This is a genomic window from Flagellimonas beolgyonensis (assembly GCF_003992615.1).
Taxonomy (GTDB): Bacteria; Bacteroidota; Bacteroidia; order Flavobacteriales; family Flavobacteriaceae; genus Flagellimonas; species Flagellimonas beolgyonensis.
The window spans coordinates 147,487-162,088 of sequence record NZ_RZMY01000006.1 but is presented as its reverse complement, the minus strand read 5'-3'; the positions used below and the strand labels follow the sequence as shown (position 1 = coordinate 162,088).

The following is a 14,602-nucleotide window of genomic DNA, read 5'->3' as shown; positions in this document are numbered from 1 at the left end:
AATTTACGATGGGACGGTACGGAAAACTGTGACTTTTATCACATTGGTAAAAATTAGAGGTGTTGGAGGGGAATGCAGGTTTAAAAAATTAGACCCTTTGTAATGTTTTGACTTTACTTGCGTCTCCATGTCAAAAGATGATTCCTTTTGGAACAATTATTACACCCTTTTAAACAAGAATCAGTTTTTGATACGGTTTAAGTTTGGAATGAACTTAGAGGAACGCATCAACTTCAATTATCTTAAAACGAACTATTTTAAATGAAAACTTTTAGATTAAAATTAAGCATCACACTAGTATTTATATGTTTTGTAACCTTTGGGGGCTTTGCCCAAATTGCAGAAAAAATTGAAACTACCACGGAAAATCAACTTTTGGGTCTGGGTACCTATCATACTCTAAAGTCTGGGATTTTAAATGAAGACAGACCGGTTATAATCTATCTTCCAAATGAGTACAAAGAGAATTCAGAAAATTATCCTGTACTCTACTTGTTGGATGGACTTGGGAACATCAAACACCAAGTGGGTACCATGGAGCTTTTAACGGAATCCGGAATAATTCCCCCCATGATCATTGTTGCCATTGAAAGTTTGAACAGATCTAGGGACTTGACCCCTTCCAAAGCCGGAGGGGATGTCTATGGAGGTGTTAGCGGAGCCGGTATTCCACAAAGTGGCGGGGCACCTAAATTTCTTGATTTTATAGAGAAAGAACTGATGCCCTATGTGGAAACCAATTTTAGAACCCATCCTTTTCGTTTACTGGAGGGCCACTCGTTTGGCGGTCTGTTCACAACGTTTGCCATGATGGAAAGGCCCAGTCTTTTTGATACATACATCGTTCAATCCCCCGCATTGTGGTGGAACAAGGAAGAGATGACCCAAAAGGCCAAAGGTTTCTTTTCAAAAGATGCCAGCTTTAACAAAACGGCGTATTTCGGTATCGGTGGCGGCGATGGTTGGGGAATGCGGCAGGAATTGATCCACTTTGTGGATGTGCTAAAACAGAGCGCCCCCGACGATTTTAAATGGATGCACGAGGAAATAGGGGATGAAGGCCATGACGATGCTCGGCTGCTATTGAATTATTACGGGTTGAAGTTTGTGTTCAACAATTTAAAGTTATCCAAAGAGACACTAACCAATTTTACGGAAGAAGGATTTTTAAAAGATGAGTTGACACTAAAGAAAAAATATGGTAACAAAGTCAGGAGACCTGCGGGAGACTACTTCGATTTGTTTTCAACATTGATGGACGAAGGCAAAGACCTGGAGGCGATAACAGTGTTGAAAAGAGCTGCCGAGGCATATCCAAAATATGCGGTGCTACAGAAAACGTTGGCGCAATTGTATGAAAAAACAAACCAGATAGATGAAGCCATAACAGCCTTGGAACAAGCAATCCTGATTTCCAAAAAATTAAAATTGGGACAAGAGGATGGCTATCAAATGGAAATTGACAGGTTAAAAAAGACAAAATAATGTTATGAAGATCCTTTTATTGATGTTTGGTTCACTACGGATGGTTATCGTTTAATCCAAACAATCTCTATTGAAAAAATGCTCGGGTCAATAATGGTGATCATCTATTGGCCTGGGCACTTTCTTTTTTTGACTAATTGTATCTGTCATCTGTTTTTTGAAGTAATTCTTAAATAATAACCGTCGGGATCTACCAACCTGAAATCTGTTAATCCCCAAGGTTGGGTTTTTAATGGACCATGTAAAGGATAACCGCTTGATTCCACCTGTTCATATACTTCAGTGACATTATCCACTTCCAAAACCAATTCTACACCATACCCTTTTTGAATCGTACCGTCTTTAGGGTTGAAATGATGGTCTTCGGAAAGTTTACTGAGGGGCCCAATCCCTAAGGTGACATTTCCTTTTTTCACCGGTTGATAGGAATGATTTATTGCGGTGCCTTCCATTTTAAAGTCCAATACCCCGGTATAAAAATCCACCGATTTTTCCATGTCTGAGGTGAATAATTCCAACCTTAGGTTCATACCTGCCTCATGGGGTTGTTCCTGCTTGGTCGAGCAGGATACCATTAAAATCAGTGATGAAACGAATACAGCTAAAGCAACTCTCATTTGATGCATTTTTTTGTATTGATCAATAGCAATATAACGTTAAAGTTTTTGCTTTGATTGGCCAATCAAAATTATTTCCTGCAAACCTATGGTAGAGAAACTATAATAATCTTAACCTACGTTAAGAATGGATGGTTGGGAAGTTTAAAATGCATTTTCATGCCTTCGTGGGTAGCCTTGAAACCTAAGGATTCGTAAAACCGAATGGCATCGGGGCGTTGTTTATCAGTGGTCAGTTGCAACAAATGGGCACCCCGCTCCTGAGCTCTTTTTATGGCCCATTCAAACACCACTTTTCCAATGCCGAGTCCCCGATGATCCTTGTGCACACGCACCCCTTCAATCTGTGCGCGAATGCCGCCTTGGTAGGTTAAATAGGAGATGAAGGTCATCTGAAACACGGCAATGATCTGTTCTTCTTCATTTTCAACCACGATCAATTCTTGGTTTGAGTCCGAATCGATTCGCTCAAAGGCATCGTAATAAGTTTTAGGAAGGGGAACCGTGTAGTTTTCCCGTTTGCTTCCTAAGGCATCGTCAGCGATCATTTCAACTACAGTCGGTATATCCTCGATGGTTGCTTTTCTGAATTCCATCATCTTTCTCTCTTTTTGCTCTCTTTGTTCAATTATGGTCCTTCTTCAAAGTTAATGCGGTTTATTCTTGAATCTCCTTGGCAGACAACATCTTACGGCTTAAGGACACTCCATGAATGACTACTTGTTCAATAGAATTGTATGCCGTGATGTCCTCCAACGGATTTTTGTTCAGAATCAATAGGTTGGCTTTTTTTCCGGTTTCAACAGTGCCAAAATCCTTGTCAAGTTTAAACGCTTTGGCATTATCAATGGTTGCCATGGCCAATATTTTTCCTAAAGGAATAGCTGCTTGCTCCATTTCCAACATTTCCAAATACCCATTGTAGCCCGGAGGATTTCCGTAGGTTGGCGATGACGGGGTATCGGTGCCAAATAAGATGTTACCGCCATGGTCATGCAAATATTTCAAATTGGTTTTCCCTTGATTGGAAATTCGGTTGAAATTGGCTGCAATGATGTTTTTGGGAGCACCGCCAAACACATTGGCATACATTCCATCTACATTTAATTTATAATACTCAATGAGTACTCTTGGCAATACATGTTCCAACTCAGGGACATTCAAAAAATCAGGATTGGTAAGTGCGTTCAACCCATTGATTACTTGTAAGGTGGGCATGTAACCTACCTTATTTTCAATTTCGGTATCCAAGACTTTTTTGATTTCCTCTGGAATAACTTTGGTGGAATCCAATCGATGATTGCCCCAGTTCCAAAGGCCGTGGGCGATTACATCCACTTGGGCTTGCCCCAGAAAATCATGTGCTTCCAAGGAATTTCCATGGACGGCCAGCACCAAATTATTGTTATGGGTTTCCTGTCTTATTTCTGCCATAAGCTCTTTGGAAGGAGTTGGGAAAGGGGGTTGGGTGGGGTCAAAACCAGGTTCGTAGTACGTTTTTAAGACAATGGCACCGGATGCAGCTATCCGTTCGGCAACAGCTTTGGGAGTGTGGTTTTCCTTTACATATTTTTCGGGGATGGGATAGTCCTCATTTTCTTGGTAAATGAAGTTGGGGATTTCATCATTCCAGTTGGAAAGTCCATAACCATTCCCAATAACCGCGCCCCCACCTGCAAAATAAAGGTCGGGCCTAATTTCAGCCTTTTGAAAATCAGCCAATCTTTCAGGTTTGGTGGTCCCCAAATCAATCAAGGTAGTATACCCAAAATAGAGATAACTTTTGGGAAGTTGCTCTTTAAATGTTGTGACAATTTCAGGGTTTTGTAGCTCCTCCTCATCAGACAAGGCATCGGTACCCGTAACATGCACATGGCTGTCAATAAGCCCTGGAATGACATATTTTCCCGTAGCATCGATGGTCTTGAAATGCCCATTTATGTTTGGTTTATCCGTTCCAATGTAAACTATGCTATCCCCGTTGATCACAATAAAGCTTTCAGGAGACAAGGCTTGGTCTTCCGGGGATATGATTCGGGCGTTTTCAATGACCAACCCGTTTGTTAATTGAATTTCAGTTTTTTGTGTTATGCAAGAAGCTAATAGGAATATGGATAAAAGGTATAGAAATGTTCTGTTCATTTAAATTTTCTTGGATTTAGTTAATCTTATTGAGTTTTGATATATATGTTTCCAATACGGGTTCATTATTGGCTTTTGCAATTTGAATGGCTTTGGAGTAATATTCCTTTGCTTTTTCGATTTTTCCGATGGCCTTCAAGCAATTCCCCATAGAAAAATGTAAGATGGAGGCATCTGGGAACTTTTGAAGGCCCAAATTCAATGTTTCGATGGTTTCATCCAATTTGTCATTTGCCAAATAGTAATTGGCAAATCTATCGAACCATCTGGCTTGTTTGTAATAGTCCTCCATAAACTTTTTTCCATCAAATTCTAGCATGAACAATTCAAACATTTCAAAATTACTCTCGTTGAGCGCCTGTACCAACAGATAATGTTTGGTATCGGCATGGATGTCTTCTGAGACCTGATACTTTTCTCCTCTTTTTCTATAATGCTCCTTGAGTTTTGGGATTCCTCCATAGGCTTCAAATTCGTCAAGGGAATAAAACCGAATCGGGCCATAATCACCAAAGAATAATTTCAACCCTTCATTTATGGTGGTTAGTGGTGTAGTATAATGATTCTCGGTTTCAGAAAGATTAAATTTCCATTGTACATTTTTTATGGGGTGTTCTTTAAAAAGGGAATCCAAAGAATACATCGAGTCCAATGCCCAATTTTCAACGGTGCCCAAAACAGCATACAGTTCTGCAGGTCGATCAGTATGATTTTTGAGCCTTTCGCTTACACCCTGCAACCTTTCTTTTGAAAAATGTGTTGGACTGGCCAAAAGAAACCCTTGGAACATGTTGGGCTTTTCCATAAAAATTTGAATGCCCAAACCTGCTGCCATTTCCCAACCAAAATAAATCCGTTCATCGAGAGTCCTGTATGTTGAGTCAATTTCAGGGATCAATTCTTTTTCCAAGAATTCGATAAAGTTTGAAGATTCTTGATAGAATAAGGTTCGCCTATGTTGCGCATCCGTTTGAATTCCAACAACAATGAATTCTGGCACAAATTCTTGCCATGAAAGATTTTGTTGAAATGTCACACCGTTCAAGAAATACCGTTGGGCATCAACGATATACAGAACCGGATACTTTTTTGAAGTACGCCCATACGCTGTGGGCAGGTATATTTGAATTTCCCGTTCCTCCTGTAAAATATGGGAATTTAGAATGGTTGAACTTCCATAAAACCCTTCTTGATCCGTAAGTTGGCCATGGATGGTGTTTATGAAAATTACCAGAATTATGGTGACTCTGATTTTTCCCATTTTATTTTTTTCTTAAAGTGGTCATGAGCAATATAAACGCAATTCCGAACCCCAAAATGCCAATATTGATCCCGAAAAGGGTTTTTTCGCTGCCATCCAAGTATTTCATAGATCCGCCATAAAGCGCTTTTAAGCCAAATGCCAATAAAAACCCACCTGTGACGAGCATACTCAATAGGGCGCTGATTTTTGTTTCTTTTTTTACCCAAACCAACCACAGGCATAACAGTCCAATGCCGGAATTGGTAATCAATTGCCATACTTCATGGATACGCACATGGGGCGTCCAATCCGGGTTGAACACATGGGTATCGTTGATTTCCAATATTGGGACGGCAATGGCATATAGCAGAATACTGAAGGTGATGATACATTTGTTCATTTTTTGATGGTATGTTATTTCAATTTCATATGTAAAATGGGGTAGGGCTTCCCTGATCCATCCAATGCGGACCTGCCAACCACTTCAAAACCTTGATTACGATAAAAACCAAGTGCCTGTTCGTTCTGTTCATTTACATCCACTTTTTGCACCTCAAGAGCTATAATGGCGTAGTCCAACAACTTTTTACCAATACCCATGCCCCTGTTTTCGGGATGGATGAATAACATCTCGAGGTTTTGTTCGGCAACACCCAAAAAGCCAAGAATTTTACCCTGCTTGTTCCTGGCACATCTGAGCTCAACAGCATCCAAATAGGTGTTGAGAACCAAAGGTCGAAAATAGTGGATGTCCTCCTCTTTCAAAAAATGGTGTGTTGCCCGTACCGATGCTTCCCAAAGGTCAACAAGGGTTTCGTACTCCGATTTTTGAACGATATCTATTTTAAAAAATTTCATAGGCCAATCTATTTAATTATGTCCATAAAAAAGGCCAAAAGTTACTTTAAAGGAGGTAATCTTTAATTGACTTGTGTTAATAAATAGATTTGGCCCATGTGCACTAAGCAGTTTGTACTTTTTTGTTCCAAACCCCTGTTTTGCCCGTCTCATTTACATAGTCAACAAAACTTTTTGGTTTGCGTTTCAGTACCTTTTCAATGTCGTTGCTGATTTCGGATACCATCGGATTTCCCAATACTTCGGTAAACAAATATTCAATCAACCAGACAAAGTCTGAAGGAATCCCCTGTTCTTTCATGGTTGTTACATATTGATCAATGGTAATGGACATGAAATCGATATCGCTGTTCGTGGCCTTGGCAATTTCAGCAATGGCTTCTTTAAATGAAAGAGTGGTTGGTCCCGTAAGTTGATAAATCTGGCCGTTGTGTACATCGTGAAGCAAAGCTTCCACCACCACATCGGCTATATCTCCCGTATCTACATAAGGAACTTGCACATTGGCCTGTGGAAGGGCAACAAATCCTTGCTGTATGGGTTCCAATAAGAAGCTTTCACTGAAGTTTTGGCTGAACCAGCTGGCCCTAACAATCGTATGATCCAAACCAGAGTGTATGATCACCTGTTCACACAATTCAGCTTCCCGTTCTCCTTTCCCAGAAAGCAGCACTACTTTTTTCAGGTTCTTTTTCTTTGCAATGGAAATAAGTTGTTCTATGGACTGCAAGGCTCCTGGTACGGCTAGGTCAGGTTGATAGGTAATGTACATTTTGTCCACCCCTTCTAGCACATCTTCCCAGTTTTCAGCATTATTCCAATCGAATGCCGGTTGGGATGACCTTGAACCGATTCTCACATTTTGATTGAGCAGTTGAAGACTATCAACCACTTTTCGTCCGGTTTTCCCGGTTCCTCCAATAATTAAAAAAGTGTCTTTTTTCATGATTGTAAATTTGTATTTGTATTGATTTGATTTTGTAATAGACTCAGAATCAGCAGTAAAAATGAAAGTGTGGATGTAACTGTGCGTATCAAATGCAGCCTGTTCCATTTGGCCTCAAACAGGTTCCGTATTTCGTTCAATTGTTTTGGGGTTGCCACTTGTAAATCTGTTTTATCCAGTATTTCGTTGAGGGGTACATTGCCGAAAACCGTGATGACCACCACACCCGCAACATAGAGTATTCCAGCTGCAAAAAGCATCCAAAACACCAGATTAGGTTGATTTCTATGGAGATACACATTGGCGATGTGTGTAAGTAAGGGTCCAAAAAAGACCAAAAGAAGCATTGGGTTTATGATGGCCCTGTTCATTGCTTGGAAGGCCTGCAAATATCCAAGATTGTCCAAGCGGCCTATTCCTGGCGTTACGGCGTTGGTCCAAGTAAAGCATAGACCTGCGGTTAAACCTGTTAGTAAAATTGTACTGATCAGTGTTAGCGTGTTGATTGAAAATGTCATGGCTGTTCATCGTTTGTTAGATTGATTGTTGTTGTTCAGGTCGTACTTTGATGTACCAATAGATCAGGGACACCAATAGGAATTCAAAGGCAATCAGCCAGAAATCCAAGGAGCCAAAAAAGCTGGTATAACTTCCACCAAAAGGTATGATCAAAAGGGGAACGGTAAACAATGCATCCAAAGTGGCACTGGCCAATAACATCAGCAATCCCAGTTTCAATCCATGGGTCGATTTCACTTTGCGATAATAGATTTGGGATGCAAACCACACCAAAGGTGGTACCAGCAATGCCAATCCGATATTGGCCTGTGCATAGCGGTTTTCCATCAATGGCAGTTCGTATAGGGCGGTAAAGGCAGTTACGCCAAATATCCAGACCAAGGTTCCTGTCAGTAATGCTCTTGTAGTGTTCATTTCTCCTGTTTTTTTGGATTACAGGACAAAACTACCTTGAAGGTCAAGCCTTTATTTATTCCAAAAGGAGTATGATTTGTTGGAAAAGGAGTTTACTTGATTTGGCTGGGACGGTAACCAAATTTTTTCTCGAAAGCGTTGGAAAAGGAGCTCAAACTGTCGTAGCCCACTTGCCATGCGGCCTCCTGAACGGTGGCATCTTGGTTCCGGATCAGGTCATGGGCGGTTTTCAAACGTTCGTTTTGTAGGTATTTGAAAACAGGGAGCCCAAAAAGTTCTTTGAAGTTCTTTTTGAGGTTATAGCTGTTCAGGCCAATTTGACGGGAGAGTTCGGATAGGGAAGGAGGGTTGTCCAGATTGTTGAGCAATAGTTCCTTGGCCATGTACAATTTGTCCCGTTCCGTTGTATTGATTTTCTCGGTTTGCAATAGGGCCAATTGTCCAAAGAAATGGGACAACAGGGCTGTCATTTGGCTGCGGAAAAACATCATTTTTGTCTTGCCGTGATATTTCATGTTGAATACCGAATCCACAATGCGGTCCATGTCCGGTGTCATATAAAATTGTGGGCCTTCCACATAGTGATCGGAGGGGTTGACCAGCTCATGCAATAATGACGAAAAGATTTCACCTTCTTCATTTGGCAAATTATCCAAGTTTCGGATTGATGTGGCAATCAGCACACAACGAAGGGGTTTGTCGGGGGATACGGTATGTTCAAATTCAACTTTGCCATCCGCATAAAAAGAGAGGGCCAGTCCTTTTGTATAATTAAAGGCTTTCACCTTTTGGCCATACTTGACCTTAAGGTCAACATTTCCTGAACCATAAAAGGCCACAGCGATAACAGGTTCATCAAAGTGACATGAATCCACGGTCACGCCATCGGTGGAAGCTTCTTCCACCAAAATGGTAAAATCGTTGATATTGATGAAATCCCGTGTCATCTCGTTATGTTGTTAAAGATAAGGAATTGCGAAAAAGCAACTTAAGTGATGGTCTAGGCGACCAATCCATCGGGCTTTGCTTATTTCCCGATGCAAAAGTTGGAAAAAATATTGCCCAACAGGTCGTCCGTGGTCACACTTCCGGTAATTTCTCCCAAGTGATATAAGGCCTGTCGGATATCGATGGCCATGAGGTCGCTTGAAAGCTCCATCTCCAACCCTTCTTTCACTTTTTGGATTTCTTCCAGGGCTTTTAAAAGGGCATCGTAATGTCGGCTATTGGAGATGATGGTGGTGTCGCCGCTTAAGGCTCCGGAATCAACCAATCCCAAAAGATGACTTTCCAATTCCTTGATTCCCGTACCATGTTTGGCCGAAAGGAAAAGCACATTGGGGATTTCAATTTTTAGTTTATCAATTTGATGTTGGTCCAGAAGATCCATTTTGTTACAAATGGGCAAGATCTGTTTGAGTGGATATCGTTCCTTGATTTTTTCCAACTCCTTACTATCAACATGTTGCCCGTCGAAGAGGTAAATGATTAGTCGGGCCTTTTCAATTTTGTCAAAGGTGCGTTCGATGCCGATTTTCTCCACCACATCTTCGGTTTCCCGAATTCCAGCGGTATCAATGAACCTGAAATTTATCCCGTTGATACTGATATGGTCTTCCACGGTATCACGGGTGGTGCCGGCCACATTACTCACTATGGCGCGTTCTTCATTGAGGAGAACATTGAGCAGAGTGGACTTGCCCACATTGGGTTGGCCTACAATAGCCACCGGAATGCCATGTTTGATGACGTTACCAAGGGCAAAGGAATCAATCAGTTTTTTGAGCACTTCGCTGATTCGGTTCAGCAATTCGTTGAACTGGGTTCGGTCTGCAAACTCCACATCTTCTTGGGAGAAATCCAGTTCCAACTCAATCAATGAGGCAAAGTTCAACAGCTCTTCCCGTAGCTTTTGGATTTCGTTGCTGAAACCACCCCGCATCTGTTGAATGGCAATATCATGGGCCGCCTCACTGTCACTGGCTATCAAGTCGGCGACGGCCTCGGCTTGGCTTAGGTCCATTTTGCCGTTGAGGAAGGCCCGTAGGGTAAATTCACCGGGCGATGCTGCCCGACAGCCTTTGCGGAGCAACAATTGAATGATTTGCTGTTGTATGTAAGGCGAGCCGTGACAGGATATTTCAACCACGTTTTCGCCGGTGTAGGAATGGGGCCCCTTAAAAAGGGAAACCAATACCTCATCCATAATTTTCCCATCATCGATAATATGTCCCAAATGGATGGTATGGCTTTTTTGCTGAACCAGCTTTTTCCCTTTAATAGATTGAAAAAGTAGATCCACGAGGTTAATGGCATCCGGTCCGGAAACCCGAATAATTGCAATGGCACCCGTTCCTGAAGGTGTTGCCAAGGCTACTATGTTATCGGAGTTCAACATGGGTACAAAAGTACGAATAAGTGGGCAGCTGTAACATTATTAGCGAATTGTATACTGATAAGTTGAATCATCAAAATCAATCAAAAATGGAAGTTATAAATGAAAAAGTAGTACGTACGGACAATACCTTGCTTGCCATTACGCACCTTACCCAGTTATTGGGTTATGCCATAGGCTTCGGAAGCCTTATTGTTCCTTTGATTCTTTGGTTATCTTCCAAGGATAGGGTAGAAGGAATGAATGAACACGGAAAGTCGATCATCAATTTTCAATTGAGCCTCATCCTTTATATCATTATAAGCATTCCTGCTATTTTGCTTCTTGGATTGGGAATTTTGACTCTTATTGCAACCGCAGTTATAGGTTTTATCTTACCCATTGTCAATGCAGTAAAAGCAGCGAATGGGGAATCACCTTCCTATTTTATGACAATACGGTTTATATAGGATCACTATTTTCAGATGCAATCAAGAAATTCTCAAGTTTAACCAATCGTTCTGTAAACAGTTTTTTATACGATTTACACCCTAAATGATAGAATGTCGATACTTTGCTTTTAAGCATCATGATTGTACTTATGATGTAGGAAGCCATTTTTGATATTGTATTCCTTTCAGGATAAATGACTTGAGTATGATATTGATAAACGGCGTTGGAAAATTTCATCTTGTAGTCAAATTCGCCCCATCCTGTATCCAATAGTTCAATGCCGTTTTGGTAACACCAATTGATTTGTTCCACAAACATTTGCCTGCCCAAACTATAGTGGTTGTACGTATTGTTAAAGGAAGTAACTGCAGCAAACATTACATTTCTGAAATGATAGCTTAACGAAATGGCAATAGGTTCAGAATCGCTGTAAACAACAAAAAAGGATGCCTTTTTATCATGAATATCTTGATAAACGGTCTCTTTATAAAATGACCACTTTGTAAGCGCAAAATGCTTTCGATTGTTCTTGGTGAATCTACTATGGATGAATTCCTCAAGCTTAATGAACAGTTCTTCGTAGATTTTGCGGTCTATTTCACCAAAATAGATTTTGACTTGAACATTATGATCACGTTTTAGGCGCTGGTAATCCTGTCTTAAGTTTTTGAATGGTTTTTTGCCCAATTGGTTTCGTAAAAAATCATTGGCGTTTGTGAACTCTGGAAGATACATGGCATAACCAAGCCGATAAGTTTTTGTAAATGCTTTTAGTCCATTTTTTAGGGCTTTTTGGTCTTGAAGTACAAATGGTGGAATACAATTAACAATATGTATGTCATTGTCCAAATCTCGATTTGGACTTACGTATTCCTTTGGTACATTTTTAATTTCAGAATAAAATTCGGGGAGTTTGCCTTTTTCAAAAAAATCAAAGTAAAAGCTATGGCTCTTTATTTTGGGAATTCCCATAAACTGATGTATTCAAAAATGTGATTGCTATTGGGTATTGAATTAAAAATATAAAAAAGGGACATAGTTTACAATGCCCCTTTTTAGGTAATGATATATATGAATTCTTAATTCGAAAATTCAAAGTAAGTGGCCCAGTTTCCTCCTGGGAAATCACATCCATCGGCCCAGGCAGTTTCATCACATGGGCTACAATTTAATGGAGTTGGAATGATCAAAGGTTGTACTCCCTCAGAAATAAGGATTACTCCAGTTACATCGCCACATTCTGCGGTAAAATCTGAACCATTCTCCAAAGCCAGTGCTACCAACTCATCCACATGGGCGGGTGTAAAGCCACCAAGGCTGCATTCCTCACAATCCTCATCTTCAATGTCATCCAATAATTTCCAAATGGCAAATTGCAAGTCACCATAGGTATAAGCTGTAGCAGTGGAAGGGCTCAACTCACCAACAATGGTCTGATTCAACAACCAATTCACCAATCCAAAGTTTTCAGGATATTCAAATGCCCCTTCAGGTAATTCGTCGTTAAGTGAGTAAACATTGGCAGTATAGCAGTTGTTAAGACGAATCGGTGAGTCGTTGTCTATACACCATGCACCATAACTGCCCGCCAAACCACCTTCGGCGATGGTGATGTTCAAATACGCATCGGGCCCTTGGTTAACAGTACAGAATTCCACTGTTTCAGGCAAATTGGCCGTAATGGTCTCCGGTGAATTGGTAACACATTCCACATCAGCATGGGCAGCTATATATGGACCCTTGCTTGTTGGAACTTCGTAGGTAACCGTTTTCACACAGTCGTAGGAATCATTGTATTCAAAATTTCCATTTTTTGGGTTCCCGTTCGGGGTCATTGGAAAATCTTCTGGAGTATTTACAACGGATAGGTGTGTTGAAGTAATGCACCAATCGGAATTGGTAATTTCATAGGTGATAATATAATTGTCACCTTCTTCGATCACAGTTAATTTACCAACTTCCATGGTCTGGCCTGCATACAGAATGGCCTCAGATTTGGCACAATCCTGTGAATAATCAAATGCAACGGAGTTACTGTTTTTGGCAACTTTGCTTTTGGCATCCACGCTACTCAAATTCTCGTCGCCAACCGGTTCTACTTGGCAAGAATTTAAGGTGAGTGCAAAAATCGCAATTACAGCTAGTGTTAATTTTTTCATGTTCAATGGTTTAAGGTTTCTAACGTTAATTCGTTAAAATTATGCAAAACTGAACCTTAATTGCTTTAATTCCGTTGAACGAAAAGAAACATCGATTAATGGTATCCAAATTCTGGAAACTTTGAGAACCAGCGTTTTATGTGTAGGAAATATCCTAGTTGTTTAACATTACGGGCATCACCAACATGGTCACGTGCTCCCCTTCATCCAAACCATCAATAGGAGTAAGGATGCCGGCCCTGTTGGGCAGGCTCATCTCTAAAGAAACATCGTCTGAAGATAAATTGTTGAGCATTTCAACCAAAAATCGGGAATTGAAACCAATCTGCATGTCATCGCCTTGGTAGGAGCAGGATAGCCTTTCTTCAGCCTTATTGCTATAGTCCACATCCTCTGCGGAAATATTGAGCTCAGCGCCTGCAATCTTTAGTCTTATCTGGTGGGTGGTTTTGTTGGAGAATATGGAGACCCTTCGAACGGAACTTAGAAATTGGTTCCGGGAAATGGTCAATTTGTTTGGATTTTCCTTTGGAATTACCGCTTCGTAATTAGGATACTTTCCATCAATCAAACGGCAAATCAATTCGGTATCGTCAAAAATGAATTTGGCATTGCTATCGTTGTACTCAATGGTCACTTCGGATTCGGAACCCGACAAAATGCCCTTCAATAGGTTCAACGGTTTTTTGGGCATAATGAATTCTGCCACCTCGGATGCAGAAACATCCTGACGTTGGTATTTTACCAATTTATGGGCGTCGGTGGCCACGAACGTAAGGTTCTCTGGTGAAAATTGAAAAAATACACCGCTCATCACAGGGCGAAGGTCATCGTTGCCCGCTGCAAAAATGGTTTTATTAATGGCCGTGGCCAAAATATCGCCCAACAAGGTGGTGGAACTCGGATTGGAAACCTCCACCGCTTTGGGAAACTCCGCACCATCAGCGTACGCCAGGGCGTATTTACCATGGTTGGAACTAATTTCCACGGTATTGTTGTCCTCAACCACGAAAGTCAAAGGTTGTTCAGGGAATGTTTTCAAGGTCTCCAATAGAAGCCTGGCGGGCACCGCAATCATACCTTCAGAATCGGAATCTACCTCAAGCACGGAACTCATGGTCGTTTCCAAATCGGAGGCGGAGACCGTTAATTGATTTTTCTTCAGGTCGAACAAAAAGTTGTCCAAGATGGGTAAGGTGTTGCTATTGTTGATAACTCCTCCCAAAACTTGCAACTGTTTCAATAAATAGGTACTGGATACAATAAACTTCATCAAAGAAATTCTTTAGAATTGGCGCCCAAACCGTTTATATTCCCATAAACTGGGCGATTAAAATCGATAAAAGCAAATATATTTTAAATGGTATTAGCAAAGAAACAAATTTATCAACA

The 14,602-nt window shown here is 40.9% G+C and carries 16 protein-coding genes; 2 read left to right on the top strand and 14 right to left on the bottom strand.

Annotated elements, in window-relative coordinates; genetic code table 11:
* The first annotated feature begins 261 nt into the window (after positions 1-261).
* Complete coding sequence (locus tag EO131_RS04395; protein ID WP_127019292.1) at positions 262-1,485, top strand: alpha/beta hydrolase; 1,224 nt, start codon at positions 262-264, stop codon at positions 1,483-1,485.
* 146 nt (positions 1,486-1,631) lie between these two features.
* Here the strand turns inward: EO131_RS04395 and EO131_RS04390 are convergent, their stop codons facing one another.
* The 11 genes from EO131_RS04390 to mnmE all read right to left on the bottom strand — a co-directional run bounded on the left by EO131_RS04390 (position 1,632) and on the right by mnmE (position 10,622).
* Positions 1,632-2,102, bottom strand: coding sequence for a VOC family protein (locus EO131_RS04390; RefSeq protein ID WP_241243788.1), 471 nt, complete (start codon positions 2,100-2,102; stop codon positions 1,632-1,634).
* Between the two features lie 116 nt (positions 2,103-2,218).
* Positions 2,219-2,701, bottom strand: coding sequence for a GNAT family N-acetyltransferase (locus EO131_RS04385; RefSeq protein WP_241243787.1), 483 nt, complete (start codon positions 2,699-2,701; stop codon positions 2,219-2,221).
* A 58-nt stretch (positions 2,702-2,759) separates the two neighbouring features.
* Entirely contained in the window at positions 2,760-4,244 is a 1,485-nt protein-coding gene (locus EO131_RS04380; protein ID WP_127019290.1) for an amidohydrolase family protein, read from the bottom strand.
* 16 nt (positions 4,245-4,260) lie between these two features.
* A complete protein-coding gene (locus EO131_RS04375) occupies positions 4,261-5,505 on the bottom strand; it encodes an alpha/beta hydrolase-fold protein (protein ID WP_127019288.1) in 1,245 nt (414 codons plus the stop codon).
* Between the two features lies 1 nt (position 5,506).
* Complete coding sequence (locus tag EO131_RS04370; RefSeq protein WP_127019286.1) at positions 5,507-5,887, bottom strand: hypothetical protein; 381 nt, start codon at positions 5,885-5,887, stop codon at positions 5,507-5,509.
* Between the two features lie 14 nt (positions 5,888-5,901).
* Positions 5,902-6,345, bottom strand: coding sequence for an acetyltransferase (locus EO131_RS04365; protein WP_127019284.1), 444 nt, complete (start codon positions 6,343-6,345; stop codon positions 5,902-5,904).
* 103 nt (positions 6,346-6,448) lie between these two features.
* Entirely contained in the window at positions 6,449-7,291 is an 843-nt protein-coding gene (locus tag EO131_RS04360) for a Rossmann-fold NAD(P)-binding domain-containing protein (RefSeq protein WP_127019282.1), read from the bottom strand.
* Complete coding sequence (locus EO131_RS04355) at positions 7,288-7,809, bottom strand: anthrone oxygenase family protein (protein ID WP_127019280.1); 522 nt, start codon at positions 7,807-7,809, stop codon at positions 7,288-7,290. The genes EO131_RS04360 and EO131_RS04355 overlap by 4 nt, the downstream gene beginning before the upstream one ends.
* A 16-nt stretch (positions 7,810-7,825) precedes the next feature.
* Positions 7,826-8,224 (bottom strand): DUF5367 family protein, encoded by a 399-nt coding sequence (locus tag EO131_RS04350; RefSeq protein WP_127019278.1) that lies wholly within the window; start codon positions 8,222-8,224, stop codon positions 7,826-7,828.
* Between the two features lie 92 nt (positions 8,225-8,316).
* Positions 8,317-9,171: a helix-turn-helix domain-containing protein gene (locus EO131_RS04345; protein WP_127019276.1), complete on the bottom strand. Its 855-nt coding sequence runs from the start codon at positions 9,169-9,171 to the stop codon at positions 8,317-8,319.
* An 80-nt stretch (positions 9,172-9,251) separates the two neighbouring features.
* Positions 9,252-10,622 (bottom strand): tRNA uridine-5-carboxymethylaminomethyl(34) synthesis GTPase MnmE, encoded by a 1,371-nt coding sequence (gene mnmE / locus EO131_RS04340; protein WP_127019274.1) that lies wholly within the window; start codon positions 10,620-10,622, stop codon positions 9,252-9,254.
* Positions 10,623-10,708: 86 nt separating this feature from the next.
* Between mnmE and EO131_RS04335 the strand changes: the two genes are divergently transcribed.
* Complete coding sequence (locus tag EO131_RS04335) at positions 10,709-11,068, top strand: DUF4870 domain-containing protein (protein ID WP_127019272.1); 360 nt, start codon at positions 10,709-10,711, stop codon at positions 11,066-11,068.
* On the opposite strand, the gene EO131_RS04330 is transcribed toward EO131_RS04335, so the two are convergent.
* The 3 genes from EO131_RS04330 to dnaN all read right to left on the bottom strand — a co-directional run bounded on the left by EO131_RS04330 (position 11,061) and on the right by dnaN (position 14,483).
* A complete protein-coding gene (locus EO131_RS04330) occupies positions 11,061-12,023 on the bottom strand; it encodes a GNAT family N-acetyltransferase (protein ID WP_127019270.1) in 963 nt (320 codons plus the stop codon). The two genes, EO131_RS04335 and EO131_RS04330, sit on opposite strands and share 8 nt — an antisense overlap.
* 107 nt (positions 12,024-12,130) lie before the next feature.
* Positions 12,131-13,210, bottom strand: a complete 1,080-nt coding sequence (locus EO131_RS04325) for a hypothetical protein (protein WP_127019268.1) — start codon at positions 13,208-13,210, stop codon at positions 12,131-12,133.
* 154 nt (positions 13,211-13,364) lie between these two features.
* Positions 13,365-14,483, bottom strand: coding sequence for a DNA polymerase III subunit beta (gene dnaN, locus EO131_RS04320; protein WP_127019266.1), 1,119 nt, complete (start codon positions 14,481-14,483; stop codon positions 13,365-13,367).
* Positions 14,484-14,602: the final 119 nt, after the last annotated feature.

What these genes read in the sequence shown, in the direction of transcription:
- EO131_RS04380 (WP_127019290.1), bottom strand. Translation starts at nt 4,244, where the DNA reads ATGAACAGAACATTTCTATACCTTTTATCCATATTCCTATTAGCTTCT.
- mnmE (WP_127019274.1), bottom strand. Translation starts at nt 10,622, where the DNA reads ATGTTGAACTCCGATAACATAGTAGCCTTGGCAACACCTTCAGGAACG.
- EO131_RS04355 (WP_127019280.1), bottom strand. Translation starts at nt 7,809, where the DNA reads ATGACATTTTCAATCAACACGCTAACACTGATCAGTACAATTTTACTA.
- EO131_RS04360 (WP_127019282.1), bottom strand. Translation starts at nt 7,291, where the DNA reads ATGAAAAAAGACACTTTTTTAATTATTGGAGGAACCGGGAAAACCGGA.
- EO131_RS04330 (WP_127019270.1), bottom strand. Translation starts at nt 12,023, where the DNA reads ATGGGAATTCCCAAAATAAAGAGCCATAGCTTTTACTTTGATTTTTTT.
- EO131_RS04365 (WP_127019284.1), bottom strand. Translation starts at nt 6,345, where the DNA reads ATGAAATTTTTTAAAATAGATATCGTTCAAAAATCGGAGTACGAAACC.
- EO131_RS04390 (WP_241243788.1), bottom strand. Translation starts at nt 2,102, where the DNA reads ATGAGAGTTGCTTTAGCTGTATTCGTTTCATCACTGATTTTAATGGTA.
- dnaN (WP_127019266.1), bottom strand. Translation starts at nt 14,483, where the DNA reads ATGAAGTTTATTGTATCCAGTACCTATTTATTGAAACAGTTGCAAGTT.
- EO131_RS04335 (WP_127019272.1), top strand. Translation starts at nt 10,709, where the DNA reads ATGGAAGTTATAAATGAAAAAGTAGTACGTACGGACAATACCTTGCTT.
- EO131_RS04370 (WP_127019286.1), bottom strand. Translation starts at nt 5,887, where the DNA reads ATGAACAAATGTATCATCACCTTCAGTATTCTGCTATATGCCATTGCC.
- EO131_RS04385 (WP_241243787.1), bottom strand. Translation starts at nt 2,701, where the DNA reads ATGATGGAATTCAGAAAAGCAACCATCGAGGATATACCGACTGTAGTT.
- EO131_RS04395 (WP_127019292.1), top strand. Translation starts at nt 262, where the DNA reads ATGAAAACTTTTAGATTAAAATTAAGCATCACACTAGTATTTATATGT.
- EO131_RS04345 (WP_127019276.1), bottom strand. Translation starts at nt 9,171, where the DNA reads ATGACACGGGATTTCATCAATATCAACGATTTTACCATTTTGGTGGAA.
- EO131_RS04325 (WP_127019268.1), bottom strand. Translation starts at nt 13,210, where the DNA reads ATGAAAAAATTAACACTAGCTGTAATTGCGATTTTTGCACTCACCTTA.
- EO131_RS04375 (WP_127019288.1), bottom strand. Translation starts at nt 5,505, where the DNA reads ATGGGAAAAATCAGAGTCACCATAATTCTGGTAATTTTCATAAACACC.
- EO131_RS04350 (WP_127019278.1), bottom strand. Translation starts at nt 8,224, where the DNA reads ATGAACACTACAAGAGCATTACTGACAGGAACCTTGGTCTGGATATTT.